Here is a 24,129-nt window from a genome sequence, read left to right as displayed (position 1 = left end):
GGAAGGTCACCCTCCGGCCACCGTTCGGTTACATGCGATCTCCCGCTGCATAGACGTACGGGAGCGGGAAGGCGTTCACCCTGTCCGGACTGTTCGACCTTCCAGGAGACCGCGAACCATGGCTGATTTCCCGAACCTGTCCCGCCGGGGCTTTCTCAACCGATCGGCAGCGGTGGGCGGTCTGCTCGTCGTGCCCGGCCTGCTCACCGCGTGCAGCAAGACCGGCGCCGACTCCGCGGACGGCGAGGGAGCCCTCGACAAGCTCCGCAAGCAGGGCTTCGTCCGGGTCGCGTACGCCGACGAGGCCCCGTACGGCTACATGGAGGGCAAGCAGCTCAAGGGCGAGGCACCGGCGCTGCACCGCGAGATATTCAAGGCCCTCGGGGTCGACGAACTGCGGCCCACCCTCTCCGAGTGGGACGGGCTGATCCCGGGCCTGCAGGCCAAGAAGTACGACGTGGTCAGCGCGGGTATGGCGATCACCCCCGAGCGCTGCGCCAACGCCCTTTTCTCGGAGCCCGAGTTCATCTCGCCGACCGCGATGATGGTGAAGAGGGGCAACCCGAAGAAGATCACCGACCTGGCGTCCGCGAAGGCGGCCGGGATCACCATCGGTGTGATGGCGGGCGCGGTCGAGGGCTCGTACGCCGAGGGCGCGGGCATCTCCAAGGGCAAGATCAAGACGTTGCAGAAGCCGCAGGACGGCGCGGACGCGGTGAAGGGCGGCCGGGTCGACGCGTTCCTGCTGACCGGCATCTCGCTGCGCTGGCTCGCCAAGACCAACGCGGGCACCGAGGTCACCGAGGCCTTCCTGCCGGAGCTCAAGGGCAAGAAGCAGTACAGCCCCGGCGGCGCCGTCTTCCGCAAGGGCAACGAGGATCTGCGGGACGCCTTCAACCGTGAACTGAAGAAGATCGTCTCCGACAAGTCGCGCTATGTGAGCCTGCTCCAGGACTACGGCTTCGGAGCCAGCGAGCTTCCGCCGGCCAACCTGAAGACGGCCGATCTGTGCAAGGGCTGACAGGGACGGAACCCACCGCATGAGTGATTTCTTCTCCGCCTTCATGGACGATCTCCCGCAGTTGCGCTCGGGGCTGTGGGTGACCCTGGAGGCCACGATCCTGGGTGCGCTGGTGGCCCTGGTGCTGTCGTTCGTCCTCGGTCTGATGTCGATCAGCCGGCTGCTGCTGTCGCGTGGCGTCTCCCGCGTGGTCGTGGAGTTCTTCCGCGGCACCTCGCTGTACGTCCAGCTGTTCTGGTTCTACTACGCGATGCCGCCGCTCACGGGGTACGAACTGTCCCCGCTGCTGTGCGGCGTCCTCGCCTTCGGCCTCAACTACGGCGCGTACGGCGCCGAGGTGGTGCGCGGGGCGATCAACTCCGTTCCGCGCGCCCAGTACGAGGCGACGATCGCGCTGAACATGACGCCGCTGCACCGGATGCGCAAGGTGATCATGCCGCAGGCCTGGGTGCAGATGCTCCCTCCCCTCACCAACCTGCTGATCCAGCTGCTGAAGTGCACGCCGCTGCTCTGGCTCATATCGGCCGCCGACCTGATGACCGCGGTCGAGAAGCTGCGCAGCCGTACGGGTGAGACCCTCACCGCGTATGTGACCCTGCTGGCCTGCTACTTCGTGCTGGCGTACGCGCTGACCCTGCTGATGAACCTGCTGGAGCGGTCCGCCAAGCGCAAGCTCGGCCTGGAGACCGGCGGCAGCAGCCTGCTGAAGTCCCGCAGCGCCGTGACCGCCGCCGCCGCGGGAGGTGCCCGGTGAACGAGGGATTCAAGTGGGACGCCGTCGGCGAGGCCCTGCCCCTGCTCCTGCAGGGGTTCAAGATCACCCTGCTGGCCACCCTGCTGGGCACGGTGGTCGCCGCGGTGCTCGGGCTGGCGATCGCGGTCGCGGGACGGGCTCCGAGCCGGTTCGTGACGGTGCCGGTCAAGGCGGTGATGGAGTTCATCCGCTCCACCCCGCTGCTGATCCAGCTCGTCGGCGCCGCCGCCGTGTTCAGCTCGGTGGAACCGCTGTACGTCGGCATCGTGGTGCTGGGCATCCACTACGCCACGTACACCTCCGAGGTGTACCGCGCCGGGATCGACAGCGTCCCGAAGGGGCAGTGGGAAGCCTGCCGGGCACTGTCCATGTCGCCCCGGCGGACCTGGCAGGCCGTGATCCTGCCGCAGGCGGTGCGCAACGTACTGCCCGCCCTCGGGAACTACGCGATCCTGATGTTCAAGGAGACCCCGTTCCTCGCCGTGATCACGGTGCAGGAGATGGTCTTCAAGGCCCGTGAGTACGGGGCCGAGCACTTCGTGTACACCGAGGTGTTCACGCTCGCCGGGGTGCTCTTCCTGGTCGCGAGCTACCCGACCTCGCTGTTGATGAGAAAACTGGAGAAGCGCCTTGGCCACTGAACCGCTCCCCGTACAGAAGACCGCGGCCACGGCGCCCGAGGACGTCGTGCCGGTCTCCACCTCCAAGGACACCGGGCATCCGCTGGTCCGCTTCGACAAGGTGGTCAAGCAGTACGGCGACCATGTCGTCCTCGACCAGCTGGACTTCACGGTCGAGCGCGGCGAGCACGTCACCCTGATCGGGCCCAGCGGCTCGGGCAAGACCACGATCCTGCGGCTGCTGATGACGCTGGAGAAGGTCAGCGACGGCGTGATCCGGATCAACGGCGATCCGCTGACGCACATGGCGGCGGCGGACGGCTCACTGAGGCCGGCCTCGGAGAAGCACCTGCGCGAGGCGCGGAAGAAGATCGGGATGGTCTTCCAGCAGTTCAACCTCTTCCCGAACATGAAGGTGCTCCAGAACATCACCGAGGCACCGGTCAACGTGCTGGGCATGGACCGGGACAAGGCGGAGACCAGGGCCCGGGAGCTGCTCGACCTGGTCGGGCTCTCCGCGAAGGTCGACGCCCACCCCTCCCAGCTCTCCGGCGGCCAGCAGCAGCGGGTCGCGATCGCGCGGGCGCTGGCGATGGAGCCGGAGATCCTGCTCCTGGACGAGGTGACGTCGGCGCTCGACCCGGAGCTGGTGGCCGGCGTCCTGGAGCTGCTGAGCGATATCGCGCGCAACACCGACATCACCATGCTCTGCGTGACCCACGAGATGAACTTCGCCCGGGACGTCTCGGAGAAGGTGCTGATGTTCGACGCCGGGCGGGTCGTGGAGTCCGGTTCGCCGGAAAAAATCTTCACGGACCCGGAGCACGAACGCACGCGCGAATTCCTCAACGCGGTGCTGTGACCTCGGCATCCGTCGTCCACTCTTGACCCTGGCATATGCCAGGTGCGTGCGCCCCAGTTCGCGGAGCCGGGGCGCACAGCCGACTCGTCAACACCAGCCCCCGAACCGGCCATTGGCGGCTATCGTGAGGGCAGAGCTTGCGGTCACAACCTGGTAGGGGGGAAACCGTGGCGTTGAAGCCCGAACCGACCGCGCCGTTCCATTCGGTGCAGTACGCCCTTCGTGTTCTCGAAACGGTCTCCAAACACGGCAACGGCGTGACGGACACCCAGATCGCCCGGGAGACGGGACTGCCCGTCGGGCACCTCGCCTCCCTCCTGCTGATGCTGCGCCGCGAGGGGTACGTCGAGCAGATCGCCGACGGCGCGTACGTGATCGGCGCCTCACTGGTGCTGCTCGGTTCCGGCGCGGCGCGCAGACAGGCCGTGGAGGCCCGGCTCCAGCAGGCGCTGGTGCAGCTGCGCGACTCGGTCGGCGCGGCGATCTACATCAGCCGGTACGTGGACGGTGAGATCCGGGTCACCCAGTACGCCGACGGCCCGCGCACCCCGGCGGTCAACGAGTGGGTGGACTTCAGGTCCTCCGCGCACGCCTCGGCCATCGGCAAGTGCCTGCTGACCCAGTTGGACCAGAACGGGCGCCGCGACCACATCTCCCGGCACAAGACCGCCCGGCTGACGTCGCGGACGATCACGAGTGAGCAGGTCCTCTTCTCCAAGCTGGACAGCCAGCCGGCGACGGTCCCGGTGCTCGACCTCCAGGAGTACGCGGTCGGCACGGTGTGCGCGGCGGTGCCGCTGACCGCCGGGGCGTCGGCGGGATGCCTGGCGCTCTCGCTGCCCGTCGAGGACGCGCACCGGCTGCGCGAGGCGGCGGACACGCTGAACCGGCGCGCGGCCCCGGTGCTGCTGTCCCTGGCCCTCTAGGAAGGGCCCGCGAACGGGCCCGCGGCCGGGTCCGCCAGGGGTTGTCATTCGCACCCCTGAGGACCAGGTATTATTTTCGAGTCAGCAGGCGCCGCTAGCTCAGTTGGTTAGAGCAGCTGACTCTTAATCAGCGGGTCCGGGGTTCGAGTCCCTGGCGGCGCACGGACAACACACGAGGCGGTCTCCGTTCAACGGAGACCGCCTCGTGTGTTCTGTGCTGCCCTTCGACATGTACAAGCGTTTTATACAGTCGTACTAGACAACTGTTTTACACGCTCGTATATTCCCTGGCATGACAACACCCACGCGCACCACCACCGCATCCGGCGAGCGCGCCGGCCGCAAGGAGTGGACCGCTTTCGTGGTCCTGCTGCTCCCCCTCCTCCTGGTCTCGATGGACGTCTCCGTCCTCTTCTTCGCGATCCCGTCCATCGACCGGGACCTCGCGCCCAGCGCCACCCAGCAGCTCTGGATCTTCGATGTGTACGGCTTCGCCCTCTCCGGCCTGCTCATCACGATGGGCTCGCTCGGCGACCGGATCGGCCGCCGCAAGCTGCTGCTGATCGGTGCCCTCGCCTTCAGCACGGCCTCGGTGGGCGCCGCCTACGCCTCCAGCCCCGAGATGCTCATCGCGGCCCGTGCCGTGCTGGGGATCGGCGGTGCGACGCTGATGCCGTCGACGATGGGCCTGGTGCGGAACATGTTCCGCGACGAGACGCAGCGCAGCCGAGCCGTCGGCATCTGGTCCGGCGCCATGGCCGGCGGGATCGCGCTCGGCTCGGTGCTCAGCGGCGTCATGCTGGAGCACTTCTGGTGGGGTTCGGTCTTCCTGATCAACGTGCCGGCGATGGTGCTGCTGCTGGTCCTGGTGCCGGTGCTGGTGCCGGAGTTCAAGGACCCGGAACCGGGCCGCTTCGACTTCCTCAGCGTGCCGCTGTCGATGGGCTCGGTGCTGCCGGTCGTCTACGGGGTCAAGGAGACCGCCGCCCACGGCATGGACCCACGCAACGCTCTGCTCATCGTCGCCGGGCTCGTCATCGGCTGGTTCTTCGTCCGCCGGCAGCGCGGCCGGAGCGACGCGATGATCAGCCGGGAGCTGTTCCGCGGCCGCGGCTTCGCCGCCGGGATCGGGCTGAACGCGCTGGCCTCCTTCGCCATGATGGGCTCCGCCTTCTTCACCACCCAGTACCTCCAGTCGGTGCTCGGCATGAGCACGATGGAGGCCTCGCTGTGGAGCCTGGCGCCGTCACTGGCGGTCGGCGCCGCGGCGCCCGCCGCCACGGCCGTCGCCCAGCGGGTCGAGCGGAGCCGTGTCGTCTGCGCCGGGTTCGTGATCGCGGCGGCCGGCTTCGGCGTCCTCGCCCTGTCCGGCACCGACTCCCTGTGGCTGCTGCTGGTCGGATCGGCCGTGATGAGCAGTGGAATCGTGACCGTCATGGCGCTCGTCTCGGACATGGCGCTGTCCACCGCCCCGCCCGAGAAGGCGAGTTCGGCCGCGTCCCTGCTGGAGACCGGGCAGGAGTTCGGCGGGGCGATGGGGATGGCACTGCTGGGCGCGGTGGCGACCGCGGTGTACACCGCCCAGATGCCGGACTCGGCGCCGGACGTGGCGCGCAAGACGTTGCCGGGGGCGCTGTCCACCGGCGACGGTTCGCTGATATCGCTCGGCCGGGAGGCCTTCGTGCACAGCATGAGTTACGCGTCGGTGGCCGGGGCGCTGCTCCTGCTGGCGGGGGCGGTCCTCGCGGTGACGCAGCTGCGGCGGGCGGTCCTCTCAGGCCCGTCCGGTGTCCGATGACAGCAGACCGGCCCGGCCGTGCTCCTCGAACTCGGCAGTGAGGGAAATCAGTTGTTCCTCCCCGAACGGAACGTAGGCACCTTCCTGGTCCCGGTGCCACACAGCGGTCCCCGCCCGGAAGCCCTCCAGGCGCAGCCCGGCCCGGTGCACCTTGTTCGTCGCGGTCACCGGCATCGTGGGCACGATCCGCACGAACCGGGGTGCCATCTTCGTGCCCAGGTCGGGCTGGTCCCGGAGGAAGGCGGCGAAGGCGGCCGGATCGAACCCGGCCCCTTCCCGCAGCGCCAGCGCCGCCATGACCTGGTCCCCCGCGACCGGATCGGGCACCGCGTAGACCGCGACGGCGGCCGCGTCCGCCCAGCGGGCGAGGATGTTCTCGATCATCGCGGCGGCCAGGTTCTCGCTGTCGACCCGGAGCCGGTCCTCGGTGCGGCCGGCGAAGTAGAGGAAGCCGTCGGGGTCGCGGAAGAAGAGGTCGCCGGTCCAGTACCAGCCGCCGCGCAGCCGGGCGGCGTCCGCCTCCTCGTTGCGCCAGTAGCCCTCGAACGGGGTCCGGCCCCGGTTGACCAGCTCCCCTATCGCGGCGGCGCCGTTGAGCAGCCTCCCGCCCTCGTCGAAGACGGCGGCGACGCGCTCGCGGCCCGTCTCGGGGTCGAGGACCGCGAGGTCGTCGCGGTCCGCGGCCCGGCCGATCGCGCCGGGCGGGGTGTCCGGGGTCCGCTGGATCGCGGCGCCGCCCTCGGAGGAGCCGTAGCCCTCGACCAGCCGCACCCCGAACCGCTCCCGGAAGCGGGCCGCGTCCACCGCGCCCGCCTCGGTGCCGAAGCCGATCCGCAGCGGGTGCTCCCGGTCGTCGGGGCGCTCCGGGGTGGCCAGCAGGTACTGCACGGCACGGCCGACGTAGGTGAAGTAGGTGGCCCCGTGGGCGCGTACGTCGGAGAGGAAACCGGAGGCCGAGAAGCGGCGGCGCAGTGCCACGGCGGCGCCGCCGGCCAGCGCCGGGGCCCAGTCCGCGATCACCGCGTTGCCGTGGAACATCGGCATGCAGATGTAGTGGACGTCCTCGCGGCCGGTGCCGAAGTGCTCGACGAGCGAGTGCCCGGCCGCGGCGAGGCGGCCCTGGGTGCAGAGCGCGGCCTTCGGGGCGCCGGTGGAGCCGGAGGTGAAGTAGAGCAGCATCCGGGTTCCGGGCCCGGGACGGGCGATGACCGTGTCACCGGGCTCGGCCCCGGCGTAGGGGGCGAGCAGTTCGGTGTACGCCTCGGTGTCGGTGACCAGCACCCGGACGCCGGGCAGTTCCAGGCCGTCGAGCAGCGGCAGATGGGCGCGCTCGGTGATCAGGACCCGGCATTCGGTGTGCGTGATGTCGCGGGCCAGCTCGGCGCCGCGGCGGGTGGGGTTGATGCCGGCGACGGCGGCCCCGGCCAGGGCCGCCGCGCTCAACCACATGGGGAATTCGGGGGTGTTGTCGAGCAGCACCCCGAGGTGCGGTTCGCCGCCCGCCGGCAGCAGATCCGCCAGGAGCGCGGCCCGCGCGGCAGCGCCGGAGGCGACCTGGTGGTGGCTGAGAACGGTGTCCTCGTGCCGCAATCCCGGCCGGTGGTCGCCCCATTGGCGCTGTACGAGCTCCGCGACGGTGCCTGCGCTCCTCATGGCGCCGCACGGTAACTGACTAAACGTCAGAACTGAACATCGGAGCACGAGTAGAACGCGTTGGCCGTGTCCGAGATGTTCCAGACGCTCAGGATGATGTGCTTCCCGGTCTTCTGGGTGGGGATGGTGCCCTGCTGGGTCAGCGTGGCGGGCGGCTGCTTGCCGCCGTACGGCACCGTCATGAACGGCTGCGACTCCAGGTCGGAGCGCTTGAGCGGCTTGGTGGGGTCCCAGCCGTTCTTGGTGATGTAGTAGCGGAAGTCCGTGGTGGCGTGCCGGGCGGTGAACTGCCAGCGGAAGCTGAAGCCCTGACCAGCGGTGACGTGGGTGGCGGGCCAGTTCCCGCCGCGCGGGTCGTCGAGCTGCGCGAACTCGCCGTGGCCACCGGAACAGATCGCACCGTCGGCGGGGCCGGCCGCCGGGAAGCCCTTGGGGCCCTCGACGCTCTGCGGCTCCCACTGGATGTTGCCGCAGCCGGTCACCGTGCCGTTGGCACACAGCTTCTGACGGCTGATGGGGTTGTCGGTGTAGCCGTGGCTGCTGGCGCTGCTGGTCGCGAACATCGAGACGCCCGCCACTGCCAGGCCCACCAGGGCCGCACTTGTCTTCTTACGCATTGCTGACGCTCCTCGGAGTACGTGGGGGAGGTTCCATGAGCACTGCTGCGCGCGGGTCGTGCGGTCTAGACCAAGTCCTAGATTATTGACGGATCATGAACATGTCCAGACCAATGTGAGTTGGATTCCGGTTCACTCGGCACCGGTCTCCCGGGCCGCCTCAGACGCTGTCCCCACCACCGCGTCCGGTGTAGAAGGCCACGGTCAGGTCCTTCACCAGCGACTTCCGCTCGTAGTCGTCGAGCTCCACGAGCCCCCGGGCGGTCAGCCGGCTGACGGTGTCGTCCACCGCGTCCACCACCGAAGTCAGCACGCTGTCCCGGTGTTTGGCGTCGATGGCCGCGATCCGGCGCCGCTGCATGGCCGCGGCCACCTCCGGCGCGTACTCGATCCCGGTCGGCTGCGCCGAGTACACCTCGATGCCGACCGGTTCGCAGTCCGCCTTCAGCATCCGGGTCAGCGCGTCGCCCACGGCCTCGGCGTTGCGCAGGGTGTGGGCGTCCTCGTGGAAGGCGTCGGCGGGCAGTTGCGAGAGGACCCGGGCCATCGCCGCCTCCACCTGCTCCCGCAGGTACTCCTCGTGGTCCGCGATGCCCAGCGTCGCCCGCACGGTGTCCTCGACCCGCCACACGACGAGGACGACGACCCGCAGCGCCGTACCGTTCGCGTCCACCGCGGGCAGCGGCTCGCTGCGCCAGTGCCGCAGCCGGACATCGACCCGGCGGCGCAGCAGCAGCGGGCTGACCCACATCAGCCCGGTGCGCCGCACGCTGCCCCGGTACTGGCCGAACAGGGTGAGCACCCACGCGTATCCGACCCGGCCGCGGGTCAGCCCGCCGAGCGCGAAGAGCACCCCGGTCAGCGCCAGCGCGAGCGCCGCCCAGGCGCCGAGGCCGATGCCGTCGTACGGACGCGGGCCCAGCCCGAACCGGGCCGGCACCCCGCCCGGCAGCGCACCCGTCCACCACAGGACCCCGGCCGCCGCGGCGAGTGAGCCGAGGGCGGCGAGCAGCGCGGCCCAGCCGGGCAGCTCGGGTCCCGGCCGTTCGTTCAGCCGGGGGTCCGCGACCGGCGCGGGCCGGGTGGAGGGCCGCACCTGCGGTGACCGGGGCAGCGGCGGCCGCCGGACACCGGCCGGCCGCTCGCTCCCGGCCGCCCCGCGGACGACGGTGGCGGGCAGTGCGGCGGCGTCCGAGGCGACCTCGGGGTCGTCGCGGAAGAGCAGGTGCACCGGGATGGAGGCGGTGCGCTCGTTGGCGATGACCGACTGATGGCGTCCGGTGTCCACCCGCACCTCGGTGCGCGTCCCGGTGCGCGTCTCGCCCGTGCCGCCGTCGCCGAAGGACAGCGAGAGGGAGGGCCCGGGGTCCCGGCGGGCCGGGGCGAGCCCCGGTCCGGGGAGGAACGGCCCCGCCGCCAGGGCCGGTTGCCCCGGATCACCCGCGCCCTCGCGCACCTTCGCGTCCGCCCGTACGACCGGATCGGCGGCCGCGTCCGGAGCCGGCGCCGCGCCCGGAACCGACACCGAGGCGGAGGCGGAGGCGGCGCCGAAGGCGGACCCCCCGCGTTCGCCCGCGCCCGGAGTCAGGTCGAGCACCAGGTCGACCACCGAGTCCGGCCCGGACCGCGCCACCGGACCGGTCCCGCGCTCCCCCGGTTCCGGCGCCGACCAGTCGTAGGGCCCGTCCGGACCCGGCGCCCGCTCCGGCCGGTCCGGGGCGGCCCACTCCCGCACCGGGAGCGCCCCGTACCTCTCCTCGCCGTGCCCCGGGTTTCCCGGGCTCCCGTTCTCTCCGTGCTCCTGGTTCCCGGAGCTGTCCGGCACCGTGGATCGCATTCCCGCCTCCGTCATGTGCGTCGTGTCACGCGAAGAGTCGCCGCCAGGTCTCCGGACCCGGATAGCCGTCGGCCTCCGCACCCCGCCAGCCCTGGGCCTTCTGGAAGGCCTCGACATTGCGCCGGTCCGCCTCGGTCCACCGGGGTCCGGGGCCCGAGAGGTAGTACTTGCCGTATCCCTTCTTCACCAACTGTTTCCCGAGCCTGTCGACATGGCCGCTGGACTGACCCGTCCGGAAATAGCCCCGCCCGGGGAAGGCGGGCGCCGTCGTCGAGCCGCTCTGGCCGCTCTGGCCCGCGGCGGGGATGCTGCGGCCGGTGCCGCCGGTCAGCAGCCGCCAGGTGTCGGGTCCCGGGATGCCGTCGGCCTCCTTGCCCTTCCAGCCCTGGGCCTTCTGGAACGCCTCGGTCGCCCGCCGGTCGGCGCTGCCCCAGGCGGGCCCCGGGCCGACCTTGTAGAAGCGTTTGCCGCCGCGTGCGACGAGCAGCTTGCCGAGCTGCGTGACGTAGGCGTTGTTGGCGCCCGGACCGAACTTCCCGGCCCCCGGGAACCCCGTCGTCGAGCCGCTGCCGCCGGTTCCGCTGCTCAGGCCCTTGTAGCGGTAGGCGACGTAGCTGCCCGAGTTCGACCAGTACGCCATGGGCGTCGTCTGCTTGCGGGTGTGCGGCGTGGTCTGCTCGTACGCCGTGTAATGGGTGTGCGTGTAGTCCGTCCAGCCGCCGAAGATCGTGACGTGCGAGCCCTTCGAGGGGTCGGCCGGGTTGTGGAAGAGCAGGATGTCGCCGGGCTGGAGATCTTCCCGGGCGATCCGCGTCCCGTACGAGGCGAGGCTGCCGGTCCACTCGTTGCCCGGCAGGTTCCAGGCCATCGACACATAACCGGAGCAGTCCTGCCGGTACCCGTCCGACCAGTACTTGCTCATGCTGTACGGGACCTGCGCGGTGATCCACTTCTTGGCGCGGTTGATGATGTCGGCCCGGCTGGTCGTGCGCAGCGCGGGTGTGCCCGTCTGCGAGGCCGGCGGCCCGGAGGCCCCCGCACCCTGGAGCGGGCCCGGCCCGCCCTGCGGACTCTCCGGTCCGGGGTCGGCCGGATCGGCCGCGTCCGCCGGCTCGGCGGGCAGGACCAGCCCCGCCGGTACCGCGCCGGCGGCCGGAGCCGGACCGGCCCCCGGCTCCGGGTCGCCCGGCAGGGTCGGATCGGTCACCGGGGCGGGCTCTGCCGCCGCCGTCGCCGCCTCCGCCAGACCGGCGCTCAGCACCACCCCGGCGGCGGTGACCAGCACCAGCGCGCGCCGCGCGCCGTGCGCGGCCGGATGTCCTCCCTGCCGCGTCGGCAGTGCCGCGGCTGCGGTTCGCCGTCGTACGGCGCACCCCGCACAGGTGCAGTCGATGGCGGGTACGTACTCCTCGAAGGCCGGCACAGTCATGCGATTCCCTCCGCAGTTGTCAAGATCTTTGGGAGCATCTGTACGGGCGTCAGTGTCTCAACTCTCCGGACATATCGCATTTTGACGGATAGAAGAGAAAAAACGACCATCCGACAGGCCGGGTCGGGCCGGAAATGGTCGGGAGCACCGCACCGGATCGGGTAGAGTTCTCCAGGTCAGCAGGCGCCGCTAGCTCAGTTGGTTAGAGCAGCTGACTCTTAATCAGCGGGTCCGGGGTTCGAGTCCCTGGCGGCGCACGCGAAGTCAAGGCCCCCTCACCACGCGCGAGGGGGCCTTGACTGTTCTCCGGCCCACCCCCGGGCAGCTCTCCGGCATCCCGCACAGGTGCCGCACAGTGAATTCTTTGCTCACGCACAGTCTGCCCAGGCCCGACGCACGGTAATCAGCCGGTCACACGGAGGCGCGGACCCCTTCGCGAGCACTCCGACCACCTCCCCAGGTACCCTCGCGCCCTCTCGCCGCAAGGGCGCGACGGCGGCGCACTGTCGCATCGCCGCCCACCCCAGCACAGCACCCGGGAGCGGCCCGGCCCCTCACCGCTTCACCGCTCAGCCGTTAGCGCGGATTCACCACGCCCAGTCTGACTCGACCGGGTGCGGAGTGTGACTGGTTATCGACGTTCCGTCAGCACTCGACTGTCCAGGGCGAGTTCGGCGTCCTACAGTGGGCGTGCGGCGGACCGGACGCCCACGACCTCCCGTGTCCGCGCCGGGCCACTCCCGCGGCCCGCGCCCCGCGGTCGAGGACCGGCCCGGCCGGCGCCCGGAGAACCCGGGTGGCCGGCCGGGCCGTGTACCGCCGGGATCAGGCGCCGACAGCGCCCGTGAGGTGGACGAGGGCGCAGGCGCGGAAGGCGGCCACCAGGCGGCCGCGGTCACCGGCCCGCGCCGCCAGCACGACACGGCTCGGTTCGACGCCGCGCAGGGGGACGACGGCCAGGTCGGGGCGGATGCCGAGCCCGCCGGTGCCCGCCGTGACGGCCAGGGCCTTCCCCGAGGCGACGAGTTCGAACTTGTCCTCGAAGTCCTCGGCCAGCGGGCCGTCGGGCGCCCGGCTTCCGTCGGGCCGGGGGTCGATGCGCCAGAAGGCGTTCCAGGCCGGGTCGGACACCCGGAGCAGCGGCTCGGCGGAGATGTCGTCGAGCGTGACGTACTCCCTGCCGGCCAGCCGGTGACCGAGGGGCACCACCAGCACCCGGGGCTCGTCGTGGAGCACCGTCACATCCAGCCCGTCGGCCCGCAGCGGCAGCCGGGTCACCACCGCGTCCACCCGGTGGGCGAGAAGGGCCTCCGGCGGCTCGTTCCAGGCCAGGTGCAGGACCCGCACGTCGGCTTCCGGGTACCGCTGGCACAGCTCACGTACCACCGGGGTGACGATGAGGCCCCGCGTGAAACCGACCGTGATCCGGCGGGGCTCGGCGACGGAGCGGGCGTGGGCCGCGGTCTGTTCGGCGAGACGCAGCAGGGCCTTCGCCCCGGGCAGGAAGGCCGCTCCGGCCTCGGTGAGCCGGCTGCCCTGCGGATCACGGTCCAGCAGTCTTACGCCCAGGCGCTGTTCGAGGCCACGGATCTGCCGGCTCAGCGACGGCTGCGCGATATGGAGAGCGGCGGCCGCCCGCCCGTAGTGGAGGTGTTCGGCGACGACGGTGAAGTACCGCACCAGGCGCAGGTCCAGGTCAGCCGGCGGGGAGGGCGAGTCGGGCATGCCCCGATGGTAGCCAGGCAGGCGGTGCCCGGAGCCGCCTCGGAACATCCCGTCGGCCTGGCGTGATGCCTGTGCCGTATCACGCGGTGCGGCACCGGACTTGGACAGCCGTGCGGGCCCGTCCCTAGCGTGGGCACGGGCCCGCCGCCGTCCGGTGCCGGGCCGGCCCGAATCACCGGGGGAGAGTCACTGTGCGGGTATTTGTTGCGGGCGCGACGGGGTACATCGGATCCGCGGTCGTGCGCGAACTCCTCGGAGCGGGGCACCGGGTGGTCGGTCTCGCCCGCTCGGACCAGGCCGCCGCCGCGCTGGCGGAGGCGGGCGCGGAGGTACACCGGGGCGATCTGGACGAGCCGGGCAGTCTGCGTGCCGGGGCCGCGGATGCGGACGGCGTGATCTTCGCCGCGAACAAGCACATCACCGAGACCGCGGACCCGGCCGCACGCGCCCGGGTCGAGCGAGCCGCCGTCGAGGCGATCGGTGCGGAGCTGAAGGGGAGCGGCAGACCGTTCGTCGTCACCTCGGGAGTCATCGGCCGCGCGCCGGGCCGGCTGCTCACCGAGGAGACCACCACCGACCCGGGCATGCTCCCGGCCCCGCGGCTCGCCGTCGAGTCGTCCGTCCTCGCGCTGGCTGAGTTGGGTGTGCGCTCGTCCTCCGTCCGGCTGGCGCCGACCGTTCACGGCCGGGGCGACGCACGCGGATTCGTCGCGGCCCTGATCGCCGTCGCCCGTGCGACGGGGGTGTCCGCGTACGTCGGTGACGGGGCGAACCGGTGGCCGTCGGTGCACCGGCTCGACGCGGCGGTGCTGTACCGGCTGACCCTGGAATCCGCCCCTGCCGGTGCGCCGTTGCACGCGGTCGCCGAGGACGGGGTGCCCTTCCGGGACATCGCCGGGGCCATCGGCCGCCGGCTGGGGCTCCCGGCAGCCGGCCTGACCGCGCAGGAGGCGGGCCGGCACTTCGCCGGCTTCCTCGCCCCGCTGGTGGCGCTGGACAGCGCGGCGTCGAGCGCCGTGACCCGGGAGCTCCTGGACTGGCGGCCCGCCCACGTCCCGCTGGTCCAGGACATCGAGGAAGGCCATTACTTCAACGGCCTGGCGGTCCTGCCCTGATCACACCGCCGGACCCGCGGCGCCCTGCGCCGCTTGTGCCGCCTTCTGCGCCGGCTCCTCACCGGTCAGGTACGCCGAGACGACCACGTTCGCGGTGTACGAGTGCGAGGCGCGGTCGTACGTACCGCCGCAGGTGATCAGCCGGAGCTCGGCCCGGCCGTCCTTGCGGGGCCCGTAGGCCTTCTGGGCATTGAAGCGGGCCCGGGTGAAGATCTGGACGTCGTCGATGGTGAACTCCGCGACCGTGCCGTCGGTCCGGGTCACCTCGACCTTGGCGCCGGGGCGGGCCGCGCTGAGCCCGTAGAAGACGGCCGGTTTCGTCTCGGTGTCGACGTGCCCGACGAACAGGGCCGGCCCCTTGGCGCCGGGCTCGCTGCCGCCGCCGTACCAGCCGACCGTCTGGGGCGTGTCGAAGGACGGCGGCGCGATCGCGCCGTCCGCGTCCAGGCCCCGGGGGACGACGGGGGCCCGGATGCCGATCGACGGGATCTCCACGCTCCTCGGCGTCACGCCCTTGATCGGCTCGTGCGCCGGGGGCAGCGGTACGCCGAGCGGGCGTCCGACCGCGGCGACGTCCCCGGTGGTCGGGGCGGAGCCGATGCCGGAGCCGTCGGTGATGCCGCGGCCCCAGAGCCACAGGCCCAGCAGGAGTACCGCCCAGGCCACTCCGGTGAGCAGCCTGCCGTGCCCCGTCGAATGGTCGGAGGAGGACATGTCAGTCGAGGGCCGGACGGCGACGGCGCGCGCTGCGGAAGGCGACCGCGACGGCGGCCACGGCGGCCAGGGCGAGGCCGACCACCGCGTGGACGGTGCCGGGGCCCTCCTGGTGGGCGGCCTGGTCCGCGAGTACGGCGGTGCCGCCGCCGCCCGCGCGGACGGGGGCGACCGGCATGGGCCGGTTGCGGTGGACGACGGTGACGACGCCGGACACCTTGGTGTGCTTGTCGTCCTTGCACACCACCTGGATGTCGTAGTCGCCGGCCTCGGCGTCGGAGCGGATCCGGGCCTCCGCGAAGAGCGTCCGGTCGTCGCCGGGCGAGAAGCGCGCCTCGGAGACGAAGGCATCGGAGTTCCCCTTGGCCTCCTTGCCCTTGCAGCCGCCGACCTCCAGGTCGACCTCGCCGCCGGGTGCGATGGAGGACGGGGAGACCGAGAGGGTGGCCCGGGACCGCGAGTCCTGGCCGTGGTCAGAACCGGAACTGGCCAGTGCGACGGAAGCGGGCATCAGGGTCGCCGCAGCGGCTGCTGCGGCACAGAACGTAAGGGGTATGGAACGCATCGTGAACCTCCTTATGGAAGGTTCACGCGTGCGGCGTGTTTCCGCATCCGCAGAGGGCCCTGCGCTGGGCCGGTGGAGTGCGGGGAGGCGGCGCCGGAGCGCGGCCTCCCCGCCCGTGGTCAGCCGAGGTCCACCAGGTCCACGAGGTCGGCGATGGAGTCGACGACGGTGGACGGCCGGAACGGGTACTTGTCGATGTCCTCGACCGTGGTGAGCCCGGTGAGCACCAGGAACGTCTGCATGCCCGCCTCCAGGCCGGCCAGCACATCGGTGTCCATCCGGTCACCGATCATGGCGCTGGACTCGGAGTGGGCGCCGATCGCGTTGAGCCCGGTGCGCATCATCAGCGGGTTGGGCTTGCCCGCGAAGTACGGGGCCTTGCCGGTGGCCTTGGTGATGAGGGCGGCGACGGACCCGGTGGCGGGCAGCGGGCCCTCCGCGGACGGGCCGGTCTCGTCCGGGTTGGTGCAGATGAAGCGGGCGCCGCCGTTGATCAGCCGGATCGCCTTGGTGAGCGCCTCGAAGGAGTACGTACGGGTCTCGCCGAGCACCACGTAGTCGGGATCGTGGTCGGTGAGGACGTAGCCGATGTCGTGCAGCGCCGTGGTCAGCCCGGCCTCGCCGATGACGTACGCCGTGCCGCCGGGCCGCTGGTCGTCCAGGAACTGGGCGGTGGCGAGCGCGGAGGTCCAGATGTTCTCGACGGGCACGTCGAGGCCCATCCGGTTGAGCCGGGCGTGCAGGTCGCGGGCGGTGTAGATGGAGTTGTTGGTGAGGACCAGGAAGGGCAGCCCGGACTCCCGCAGCCGCTTGATGAAGGCGTCGGCGCCGGGGATCGGGGTCCCCTCGTGGATGAGGACTCCGTCCATGTCGGTGAGCCAGGACGAGATCGGCTTGCGCTCTGCCATGCGGGACTCCTGATGTGCCGTACGCCGGGTGCGGGACGCCGGCGGCACCGCGTTGTGCAGCGCCGGCGTACCCGATTTTAGAGGGTCCGCGTCCGGGCGTTCCGGCCGCGGCTCCGGATCAGCCCGACGTGACGCTCACACCGTCGACCGCCCAGAACCAGTTGTTGCCCCCGGTGTAGCGGAACCGGACCTGGGCGGTGGAGGCTCCGGCCGGGACCTTGAGGGCGATCGACTCGTTCGTGGAGACGGTGTCCGAGGTGTACGTCTTGACGGAGACCGGTGCGGCGCCGTCGTAGGAGACGAGGACCTCGCCCTTCTGCGGGGCCTCCTGGCGGTAGTGGGTGGTGTAGGCGAGGGTGGCGGTGCGGCCGCCGGTGACCGGCCAGGCGGGGCCGACCAGGGTGGAGTCGAAGGTGCCGGTGTAGCTCTTGTCGACCCACTCGTCGCCGTCCGCGACCGCGAAGACGTTCCGGGCCCGGACGTTGGTCTCGCGCCACTGACCGCGCTCCGCGGCGGTCCAGAACTCGTCGGTGGTGAAGGTCCAGCCGCGCCATTCGGTGACGCCGCCGGTGCCCATCGCGCTGTTGTCGATGGTCCATCCGGCGGGCGGGGTGTGGGTGAAGCCGAGGACGGCGGCTCCGGTACCCGTCTCGTCCACCCGGGTCTGCAGCTTCGGGCGGAGCGCGTCGAAGGCGTCGGGCCTGGGCTGCTGGAGGGGGCGCCCGTCCAGGCCCCAGGCCGGGTCGACGGCTATGCCGAGGTGGGCGAGGGCGGAGACCGCGACGTCGGGCATCTTGATGTCGTACCGGGTCGAGCCCGCGGTGATGGAGCCGCCGGTCGCGATGAGGAAGGTCTGCCGCTCGGCCGCGCTGGCCCCGCCGTGGCCGCCCGCGTCGGTGTGCCCGTGGTCGGCGGTGATCATGATGAGCCAGTCCTCCGATCCGTAGGTGGCCCGGCCCTTCACCGCCGCGACCAGCTGGCCGACCTGGGTGTCGACGCCGTGGATCGCGGCGAGGTACTGGCTGCTGGCGGCGCCGTAGCTGTGGCCCGCGTGGTCGACGTTGTCGAGGTGGACGAAGACCGCGTCCCGGTTGCCGTTGGCCAGCTCGGCGGCGGCCCGGCTGGTGGTGCCGGTGTCGTACTCGGCGTCCGGGGTGGAGACCCGGGTGTCGACCTTCGAGGAGAAGATCGTGTCGGTGACCGGGTTCCAGGAGGCCACGGCGTACGTCGAGAGCGCGGGCCTCGCGGTCTCGATCCGGGTCAGGAAGTCCGGGTACCGCGCGAAGGCGTTGCCGGTGAAGGCGTTGTCCTTGACGTGGTGCTTGTCGGGCCAGACGCCCGTGATGATCGTGGACCAGCCGGGGCCCGACAGGGTCGGGGCCATCGGGTCGGCGTAGAGCGGGCTGACGGAGGTGAGTCCGGCGGCCATCAGCGCGTCGAGGTGGGGTGCGTCGGCGTCCTTGATTCTGTTCAGCAGTGCGCCGTCCAGGCCGATGACCAGGACCTTGGGGGTACGGGCGGCCGCCGCACCGGCGACGCCCGCGGCGGCGAGCGGTGCTGCGGCGGCGACGGCGGCCGCGCTCATGAGGAGTGTGCGGCGGGACATACCTGAGGTCACGAGATCCTCCGTCGGAGTGGTGGGGGCTCACGGAAGACCCGTTCAACTCCCCGCTTTCGCGCGGGGAGTTGAACTTGGGCCTAGACCCGTTATCTTTTCGCGATGATCCGCCGGAGGTCCAGACCCCCGCGGTGAACGGTCCGGCAACGGTCAGCTTCCGGTGGCCGACTTCCAGGCGTCCACGTAGGAGTCGAGGTTGGCTGCGATGTCCGACCAGTCCGGCTCGAAGACCTCGACCCCGTCCATCAGCTTCTTCAGCGCGACCGCGTTGGGGTCGCCCGCCTCGATGTCCTCGCGGGCCGCGAAGCCGCCGCCGACCGCGCTGACGTCCTTCTGGGCCTGCTCGGCGAGCATGAAGTCGAGCAGCTTCTTGCCGTTGGCGCTGTGCGGGGCCTTGGTGACCAGGCCCGCCGCGTACGGCAGGGCGAAGGTGGTGGGCTTGGAGCCGGCCTTCGCCGGGAACCAGATGCCGAGGTTCGGCATGTCCTTGGACTGGGCGTAGTTCATCTGGACGTCACCGTTGGCGGCGAGGAGCTCACCCTTGTCGACCTTGGGCGCGAGCTTGCCGGTGGAGGCGGACGGACCGACGTTGTTGGCCTGGAGCTTCTTCAGGTAGGCCATGGCCGGCTCCTTGCCGCCGAAGTCGTGCACGGCCTTGATCAACACGGCGGTGCCGTCACCCGCGACGCCCGGGGTGGAGTACTGGACCTTCTCCTTGTACGTCCCGTCGAGCAGCTGCTCCCAGGTGGCGGGAGGGGTGGTCAGCTCCTTCTTGTTGTAGATGAAGCCGAAGTAGTTGTTGACGACCGAGGTCCACTTCCCGTCGGACGCCTTGTCGGCGCCCGCCACCTGGTCGGAGCCGGCCGGCTCGTACGACTGGAGGAGTCCCTTGGCGTCGGCCTGCTGGATGAACGGCGGGAGGGTGACCAGCACGTCGGCCTGGGTGTTGGTCTTCTCGCGGACGGCGCGCTGCACCATCTCGCCGGAGCCGCCCTCCACGTACTCGACCTTGATGCCGGTCTTCTTCTCGAAGTCCTTGAAGACCTTGTCGTACCAGCCGTCGCCGTTCTCCCCCTTGAGGCCGTCGGCGCTGTAGACGGTGACGACCTTCGCGTCGGAGGCGGCGGAGGAGCCGCCGCAGGCGGAAAGGGAGGCGGCGAGGGCGAGCGCGCCGGTGACGGCGGCTATGGGCCTGAGGTGGTTCTTGCGCATGGGATTCGTATCTCCTGGAAAGCGTGTCAGAGCGGGGGAGGTCAGCGGTACGAGGCCCTGGTGCGGATGCGGGAGACCGCGAACAGCACGAGCAGCGTCGTCGCCATCAGGACCACGGCGACGGCGGCTCCGGTGAAGAGCGAGCCGCGGTCGGTGGCCGCGAAGATCTGCACCGGAAGGGGTGTCCAGTCCGGCGGGTAGAGCATCATCGTGGCGCTCAGCTCGCCCATGGAGAGGGCGAAGCACAGCCCGGCGGCCGCGGTGAGAGACGGCAGCAGGAGCGGAAGCCTGATGCGCCACAGGACGTACGAGGGCCGGGCACCGAGGCTGGCGGCGGCCTGTTCGTACATCGGGTCGAGACGTACTGTCGCGGCCGAAACCGACGAATAGGCGAACGCCGTGACAAGAACGGTGTGCGCGAGGATCACGATCCAGCGCGTCCCGTTGAGCAGCACCGGCGGCCGGCTGAACGCGACGAGCACGGCGAGCCCGACGACGACCGACGGCACGGCGACCGGCAGCATGAACAGCGCGTCGAGGAACCGTTTCCCGCGCCGCCCCAGCGAGGCCGCGGCGAGCGCCGCCCAGGAACCGACGAGCAGCGCGAGGAGGCTGGCGGTGACGGCGGTGACCAGGCTCGTGGTGAGCGCCTGGAGGGAGTCCCCCGCGGTCGCCGCGTCGTAGTGCTCCAGCGTCGGCCCGGAGGGGAACGCGCCGGACCAGTTCGTGGCGAACGAGGCGGCGAGGACGACCAGCAGCGGCACCGCGAACAGCGGGACGAACAGCAGCAGGAAGACGGCCCAGGTGGCCCACTTCCCGGTACGGCTATGCACCAGCACGTCGGCTCACCACCCGGTACAGGCTGTAGAGGCCGACGGAGATCGCGATGTTGACGACGGCCACGACACAGGCGGCCGGGTAGTCGGACTCCAGGATCGCCTTGCTGTAGACGAGCATCGGCAGGGTGGTGACGCCCTTCGCGCCGGTGAACAGCACGATGCCGAACTCGTTGAGGCACATCACCAGGACGAGGCTGCCGCCCGCCGCGAGTGCCGGGAGCGCCTCGGGCAGGATCACCTGGCGCACGATCCGGGCCGGTCCGGCGCCCAGCGAGGACGCCACCTCCAGTTGCGCGGTGTCGAGCTGGGAGAAGGCGGCGAGCAGCGGGCGCATCACGAACGGGGTGAAGTAGGTGATCTCGGCCAGGAGCACGCCCCACGGTGTGGTGAGGAAGTGGAAGGGCCCGTCGGCCGCCCCGGTGGCCCCGGTCCACAGGCCGTTGGCCATGCCGGAGTTGCCGTAGATGAACAGCAGGGCGAGCGTGATCAGGAAGGACGGGAAGGAGAGGAAGACGTCGACGAACCGGGCGACGGCCTTGCCGCCGGGGAACGGTACGAAGGCGATGACCATGGCGAGGACGAAGCCGAGGACGAGGCACCCGACGGTCGCACCGGCCGCGAGCCACACGGTGGTGGTGAGCGCCGAGCGGAAGGAGGCGGAGGCGAAGACCTCGGTGTACGGGGCGAAGGAGGTACCGCCCTCGTCGGGGCTGAAGGACTGCCGGACGACGAGCAGGAGCGGATAGAGGAACACGACGGCGAGCACGGCGACGGGGGGCAGCGACCAGAGGTTCCGGCCGGTCCGGCGTTTGAGGACGGACCCGCTGCCGGACGCGGCCGTCCTGACGTCCCCGGTCACGGCGCTAGCCACGGGTCACCCCCGCCCCGGCGGGCAGCAGCACCGCGTCCCGCGCCGCGAAGTGCAGCGTCGCCCTGTCCCCCAGTACGGGCGTCTCCCGCAGTTCCCGGACATCCGCCTTGATGCGGTGCCCGTCGATATCGACGTACAGCCGGTGGGTGGATCCGCGCCACTGGACCTCGGAGATCGTGCCGGTCAGCGCGTTGGGTCCGGCGCCGAGCCCGACCAGGTGCGGCCGGACGCAGAGCGTGGCGGTGGCGCCCTCGGCCACCTCGCCGGTGGGTACGGCGAGGGCGTGCCCGGCGAAGTCCACGGTGTCGCCGGCCTTCGTGACGGTGACCGGCAGCAGGTTGGCGTTGCCGACGAACGAGGCGGTGAACTCCGTGCGCGGGCGCCGGTACAGCTCCTGCGGGGTGTCGCAGTCACGCAGCCGGGCCCGGTCCATGACGGCGATCCGGTCCGCGAGGGTGAGCGCCTCGACCTGATCGTGGGTGACGTACAGGATGGAGACGTCGGGCAGTTCCCGGTGCAGCCGGGCCAGTTCGGTGAGCATCCCGGAGCGCAGCTGGGCGTCGAGCGCGGAGAGCGGCTCGTCGAGCAGCAGGACGCCGGGGCGGATGGCGAGGGCGCGGGCGATGGCGACGCGCTGCTGCTGGCCGCCGGAGAGTTCGCGCGGGTAGCGGCGGGCGTACCCGGCCATGCCGACGAGTTCGAGCGCTTCGGCGACCCGGCCCGGGATCTCGGCCCTGTCGGCCTTCTGGGCCTTCAGGCCGAAGGCGACGTTGTCCTGGACCCGCAGGTGCGGGAAGAGGGCGTAGCTCTGGACGACCATGCCGATGCCGCGCTTGTGCGGCGGCAGGGCGGTGACGTCGCGGTCACCGATGAACACCCGCCCGGAGACCGGCCGGACGAACCCGGCGACGGCGCGCAGGGCGGTCGTCTTGCCGGATCCGGAGGGCCCGAGCAGGGCCATGACCTCGCCGGGTTCGACGGTGAGGTCGAGGCCGTCCAGGACGGTGTTCCCGCCGTACGCGACGCTGACCCGGTCGAACCTGATGCCGCTGCGGACGGCCGTGGCCCCGCCCGTCATGCCTCGGCCCGCGCGATCAGGTCCGGCAGTTCGGCCACGGAGCCGAGCACGTGGGTGGCGCCGCTGCGGACGAGCCGGTCCTTGTCGTGGGCGCCGGTGAGGACGCCCGCGACGATCCCGGCCCCGGAGCGTACGCCGCTGAGCATGTCGTACGAGGTGTCCCCCGCGACGACGGTCCGGCGGACGTCGTCCACCGCCCCGGTGCGCAGGAGCGCGGCGAGGACCATGTCCGGGTAGGGGCGGCCCCGGCCGCCCGCGTCGGCGGGGCAGAGGGTCAGTTCGACGAGGTCCTGCCAGCCGAGCGCGGTGAGGATCGCGTCCTGGGTGGTGCGGGCGAATCCGGTGGACAGCACCACGGTGCGGCCCTCGGTCCGGAGCCGCTCGATGGCCTCGGGGGCGCCGGGGACGGGGGCGATGAGGCCGCCGTCGACCAGTTGCCCGTACGCCTCCTCGAAGGCGGCGTTGGCCTGCTGGGCGAGGGCCTCCTCGCCGAAGAGGTGCCGGAACACGGTGATCTTGGACTCGCCCATGGTGGCGCGGACGTAGTCGAGCTTCGCCGCGTGGTCGTCGGAGCCGGGGCGTACGCCGAGGTGTTCGGCGGCGGCGGAGAAGGCCCGCTCCACGAGGCCGCCGTCGGCGACGGTGGTGCCCGCCATGTCGAGGACGATCAGGTCGTGGGTGCTGCGGGTGCTGTCTGTGTTGCTCGTGCCGTGGGTGTTGTTCGTGGTCAACTTCTTCACCAGCCCAGTTCGTTGGCGGTCGTTTCCGCGATGGCGGGAGAGCAGGTCATGCCGCGTCCGCCCGGTCCGGTGACCAGCCAGACGCCGTCCCGTACCTGCTGGCGGTGGACGACGCGGCCGGTGTCGGTGCACTGGGCGTAGACCCCGGCCCAGCGGTGGCGGATGCGCGGCAGCGGGCGGCCCAGGAAGGACTCGACGACGCCGGTGAGGTGCTCGTACGGCTCCTCGACGGTGTCGAAGGCGAAGGGGTGCTCGTACTCGTGGGTGTCGCCGATGGTCAGTCCGCCGTCGCGGCGCTGCACCATCAGGAGCTGCATCCGGTGCTCCGCGGCGGTGGCGGCCTGGGGCTGTCCGGCGTTGAGGGCGTCGAGCGCCTCGCCCCGGTAGGCCGGGTAGTAGCGGAAGCTGTCGGCGTCCGCGACGGACGTGGTGAGCTTCTCCCCGAGCGCGTCGGTCTGCATCATCTGGAGGCGGACCCGGCGCACCGGCAGGTCGGGGCCGGCCAGTTCGCGGACGAGCCCGCCGAGCCAGGCACCGGTGGCCAGGACGACGGCGTCGCCGGTGTGCACGTCGCCGTGGTCGTCGCGCACGGACGCGGTGCCGACCACCTCGCGCACCTCGCGACCCCCGAGGTAGGTGTACCGGCCGGAGGCCAGCAGCTCCCGCTTCAGGGCGAGCTGGGCGATGCGCGGTTCGACGGCCGCGTCCCGCTCGCACCACAGGGCGGCGCGGAAGTCGCCGCGCAGCGCCGGGTTGACCGCGCGGGCCTCGGCGGCGGTGAGCAGCTTGTAGCCGCGGGCCGCCGCGTCGGGGCGGGCGACGGCCGCCTCGGCCACGGCGCTCTCCCGCTCGGTCCGCAGCGGGGTGAGCGAGCCGCAGGCGCGGAAGCCCAGGTCCGGCACCCGCTCCCCGATGGACTCCCACAGCTCACGGGCGCGGAGCGCGGTCTCCAGCTCCTCGCCGCCGGCCCGGCCGCTGACCCATATCTGTCCGAAATTACGGAGTGACGCTCCGCGTGCCTCGCTCTCGCGCTCGATCTGTACGACCTCGTGGCCGCGGTTGACTGCGTGCCAGGCGTGCATGGTTCCCACCACGCCGGCTCCTACGACGATGACTCTCACGACGGCAACGCTCCTCGGAACGGGTGACCCGTACGGATCGGTACGGCAACGGGAGGGTGAACTGAGCCCCAAACCTGGCCTAGACCCGTTACGTTCCCGTTATCGG

General features: G+C 71.4%; 22 protein-coding genes and 2 tRNA genes. 9 read left to right on the top strand and 15 right to left on the bottom strand.

Going from position 1 to position 24,129, the window contains the following annotated elements; translation table 11 throughout:
- Nucleotides 1-118: 118 nt before the first annotated feature.
- The 7 genes from ehuB to ACIP89_RS00985 all read left to right on the top strand — a co-directional run bounded on the left by ehuB (nt 119) and on the right by ACIP89_RS00985 (nt 5,981).
- Nucleotides 119-1,021 (top strand): ectoine/hydroxyectoine ABC transporter substrate-binding protein EhuB, encoded by a 903-nt coding sequence (ehuB, locus tag ACIP89_RS01015; RefSeq protein WP_402112241.1) that lies wholly within the window; start codon nt 119-121, stop codon nt 1,019-1,021.
- A gap of 19 nt (nt 1,022-1,040) precedes the next feature.
- Nucleotides 1,041-1,775, top strand: a complete 735-nt coding sequence (ehuC, locus tag ACIP89_RS01010) for an ectoine/hydroxyectoine ABC transporter permease subunit EhuC (protein WP_401921984.1) — start codon at nt 1,041-1,043, stop codon at nt 1,773-1,775.
- A complete protein-coding gene (gene ehuD, locus ACIP89_RS01005; RefSeq protein ID WP_401921782.1) occupies nt 1,772-2,416 on the top strand; it encodes an ectoine/hydroxyectoine ABC transporter permease subunit EhuD in 645 nt (214 codons plus the stop codon). The genes ehuC and ehuD overlap by 4 nt, the downstream gene beginning before the upstream one ends.
- Nucleotides 2,406-3,257 (top strand): ectoine/hydroxyectoine ABC transporter ATP-binding protein EhuA, encoded by an 852-nt coding sequence (ehuA, locus tag ACIP89_RS01000; RefSeq protein ID WP_401921785.1) that lies wholly within the window; start codon nt 2,406-2,408, stop codon nt 3,255-3,257. The genes ehuD and ehuA overlap by 11 nt, the downstream gene beginning before the upstream one ends.
- Before the next feature lie 167 nt (nt 3,258-3,424).
- On the top strand, nt 3,425-4,183 hold the full coding sequence (locus ACIP89_RS00995; protein WP_401921788.1) for an IclR family transcriptional regulator: 759 nt from the start codon (nt 3,425-3,427) through the stop codon (nt 4,181-4,183).
- Nucleotides 4,184-4,271: 88 nt separating this feature from the next.
- Nucleotides 4,272-4,345: transfer RNA gene (locus tag ACIP89_RS00990), tRNA-Lys, on the top strand.
- A gap of 130 nt (nt 4,346-4,475) precedes the next feature.
- The gene (locus ACIP89_RS00985; protein WP_402112239.1) at nt 4,476-5,981 is read left to right on the top strand and encodes an MFS transporter; all 1,506 of its coding nucleotides are present in this window, start codon (nt 4,476-4,478) and stop codon (nt 5,979-5,981) included.
- Here the strand turns inward: ACIP89_RS00985 and ACIP89_RS00980 are convergent.
- The 4 genes from ACIP89_RS00980 to ACIP89_RS00965 all read right to left on the bottom strand — a co-directional run bounded on the left by ACIP89_RS00980 (nt 5,958) and on the right by ACIP89_RS00965 (nt 11,517).
- On the bottom strand, nt 5,958-7,634 hold the full coding sequence (locus tag ACIP89_RS00980; protein ID WP_402112236.1) for an AMP-binding protein: 1,677 nt from the start codon (nt 7,632-7,634) through the stop codon (nt 5,958-5,960). The two genes, ACIP89_RS00985 and ACIP89_RS00980, sit on opposite strands and share 24 nt — an antisense overlap.
- A gap of 26 nt (nt 7,635-7,660) precedes the next feature.
- Nucleotides 7,661-8,251, bottom strand: a complete 591-nt coding sequence (locus ACIP89_RS00975) for a lytic polysaccharide monooxygenase (protein ID WP_401921794.1) — start codon at nt 8,249-8,251, stop codon at nt 7,661-7,663.
- Nucleotides 8,252-8,411: 160 nt separating this feature from the next.
- Nucleotides 8,412-10,088: an SPFH domain-containing protein gene (locus ACIP89_RS00970; RefSeq protein ID WP_402112233.1), complete on the bottom strand. Its 1,677-nt coding sequence runs from the start codon at nt 10,086-10,088 to the stop codon at nt 8,412-8,414.
- Between the two features lie 25 nt (nt 10,089-10,113).
- Nucleotides 10,114-11,517 carry a peptidoglycan-binding protein gene (locus ACIP89_RS00965; RefSeq protein WP_402112230.1) on the bottom strand — a complete coding sequence of 468 codons (1,404 nt, stop codon included), beginning with the start codon at nt 11,515-11,517 and terminating at the stop codon, nt 10,114-10,116.
- Nucleotides 11,518-11,700: 183 nt separating this feature from the next.
- On the opposite strand from ACIP89_RS00965, the gene ACIP89_RS00960 reads away from it, so the two are divergent.
- Nucleotides 11,701-11,774, top strand: a tRNA-Lys gene (locus ACIP89_RS00960).
- A 568-nt stretch (nt 11,775-12,342) separates the two neighbouring features.
- Here the strand turns inward: ACIP89_RS00960 and ACIP89_RS00955 are convergent.
- Nucleotides 12,343-13,242, bottom strand: a complete 900-nt coding sequence (locus ACIP89_RS00955; protein WP_401921976.1) for a LysR family transcriptional regulator — start codon at nt 13,240-13,242, stop codon at nt 12,343-12,345.
- Nucleotides 13,243-13,433: 191 nt separating this feature from the next.
- Between ACIP89_RS00955 and ACIP89_RS00950 the strand changes: the two genes are divergently transcribed.
- A complete protein-coding gene (locus tag ACIP89_RS00950; protein ID WP_402112228.1) occupies nt 13,434-14,357 on the top strand; it encodes an SDR family oxidoreductase in 924 nt (307 codons plus the stop codon).
- On the opposite strand, the gene ACIP89_RS00945 is transcribed toward ACIP89_RS00950, so the two are convergent.
- From ACIP89_RS00945 to ACIP89_RS00900, 10 genes are all read right to left on the bottom strand, one after another.
- Nucleotides 14,358-15,071: a class F sortase gene (locus ACIP89_RS00945; RefSeq protein WP_402112225.1), complete on the bottom strand. Its 714-nt coding sequence runs from the start codon at nt 15,069-15,071 to the stop codon at nt 14,358-14,360.
- A gap of 1 nt (nt 15,072) precedes the next feature.
- Entirely contained in the window at nt 15,073-15,636 is a 564-nt protein-coding gene (locus ACIP89_RS00940) for a hypothetical protein (protein WP_401921808.1), read from the bottom strand.
- A gap of 119 nt (nt 15,637-15,755) precedes the next feature.
- The gene (locus ACIP89_RS00935; RefSeq protein WP_401921810.1) at nt 15,756-16,544 is read right to left on the bottom strand and encodes an HAD-IIA family hydrolase; all 789 of its coding nucleotides are present in this window, start codon (nt 16,542-16,544) and stop codon (nt 15,756-15,758) included.
- 118 nt (nt 16,545-16,662) lie between these two features.
- Nucleotides 16,663-18,150 (bottom strand): alkaline phosphatase family protein, encoded by a 1,488-nt coding sequence (locus ACIP89_RS00930; protein ID WP_402113442.1) that lies wholly within the window; start codon nt 18,148-18,150, stop codon nt 16,663-16,665.
- Between the two features lie 162 nt (nt 18,151-18,312).
- Nucleotides 18,313-19,374 (bottom strand): 2-aminoethylphosphonate ABC transporter substrate-binding protein, encoded by a 1,062-nt coding sequence (locus ACIP89_RS00925; RefSeq protein WP_401921812.1) that lies wholly within the window; start codon nt 19,372-19,374, stop codon nt 18,313-18,315.
- A gap of 41 nt (nt 19,375-19,415) precedes the next feature.
- Nucleotides 19,416-20,213, bottom strand: a complete 798-nt coding sequence (locus tag ACIP89_RS00920; RefSeq protein WP_401921814.1) for an ABC transporter permease — start codon at nt 20,211-20,213, stop codon at nt 19,416-19,418.
- Complete coding sequence (locus tag ACIP89_RS00915) at nt 20,200-21,084, bottom strand: 2-aminoethylphosphonate ABC transporter permease subunit (protein WP_401921816.1); 885 nt, start codon at nt 21,082-21,084, stop codon at nt 20,200-20,202. The genes ACIP89_RS00920 and ACIP89_RS00915 overlap by 14 nt, the downstream gene beginning before the upstream one ends.
- A complete protein-coding gene (locus ACIP89_RS00910) occupies nt 21,077-22,162 on the bottom strand; it encodes an ABC transporter ATP-binding protein (RefSeq protein WP_401921818.1) in 1,086 nt (361 codons plus the stop codon). The genes ACIP89_RS00915 and ACIP89_RS00910 overlap by 8 nt, the downstream gene beginning before the upstream one ends.
- Nucleotides 22,159-22,893, bottom strand: a complete 735-nt coding sequence (locus ACIP89_RS00905; RefSeq protein ID WP_402113439.1) for a phosphonatase-like hydrolase — start codon at nt 22,891-22,893, stop codon at nt 22,159-22,161. Before ACIP89_RS00905 ends, ACIP89_RS00910 begins: the two co-directional genes overlap by 4 nt.
- Nucleotides 22,894-22,898: 5 nt before the next feature.
- Entirely contained in the window at nt 22,899-24,023 is a 1,125-nt protein-coding gene (locus tag ACIP89_RS00900; protein ID WP_401921820.1) for a TIGR03364 family FAD-dependent oxidoreductase, read from the bottom strand.
- Nucleotides 24,024-24,129 lie beyond the last annotated feature (106 nt).

Origin of the sequence: Streptomyces sp. NPDC088730 (assembly GCF_044751215.1) — a bacterium.
In the GTDB taxonomy this organism is placed as follows: Bacteria; Actinomycetota; Actinomycetes; order Streptomycetales; family Streptomycetaceae; genus Streptomyces.
Note: the sequence above shows the minus strand (reverse complement) of the source record. Positions and strands in the feature narration are given on the sequence as shown.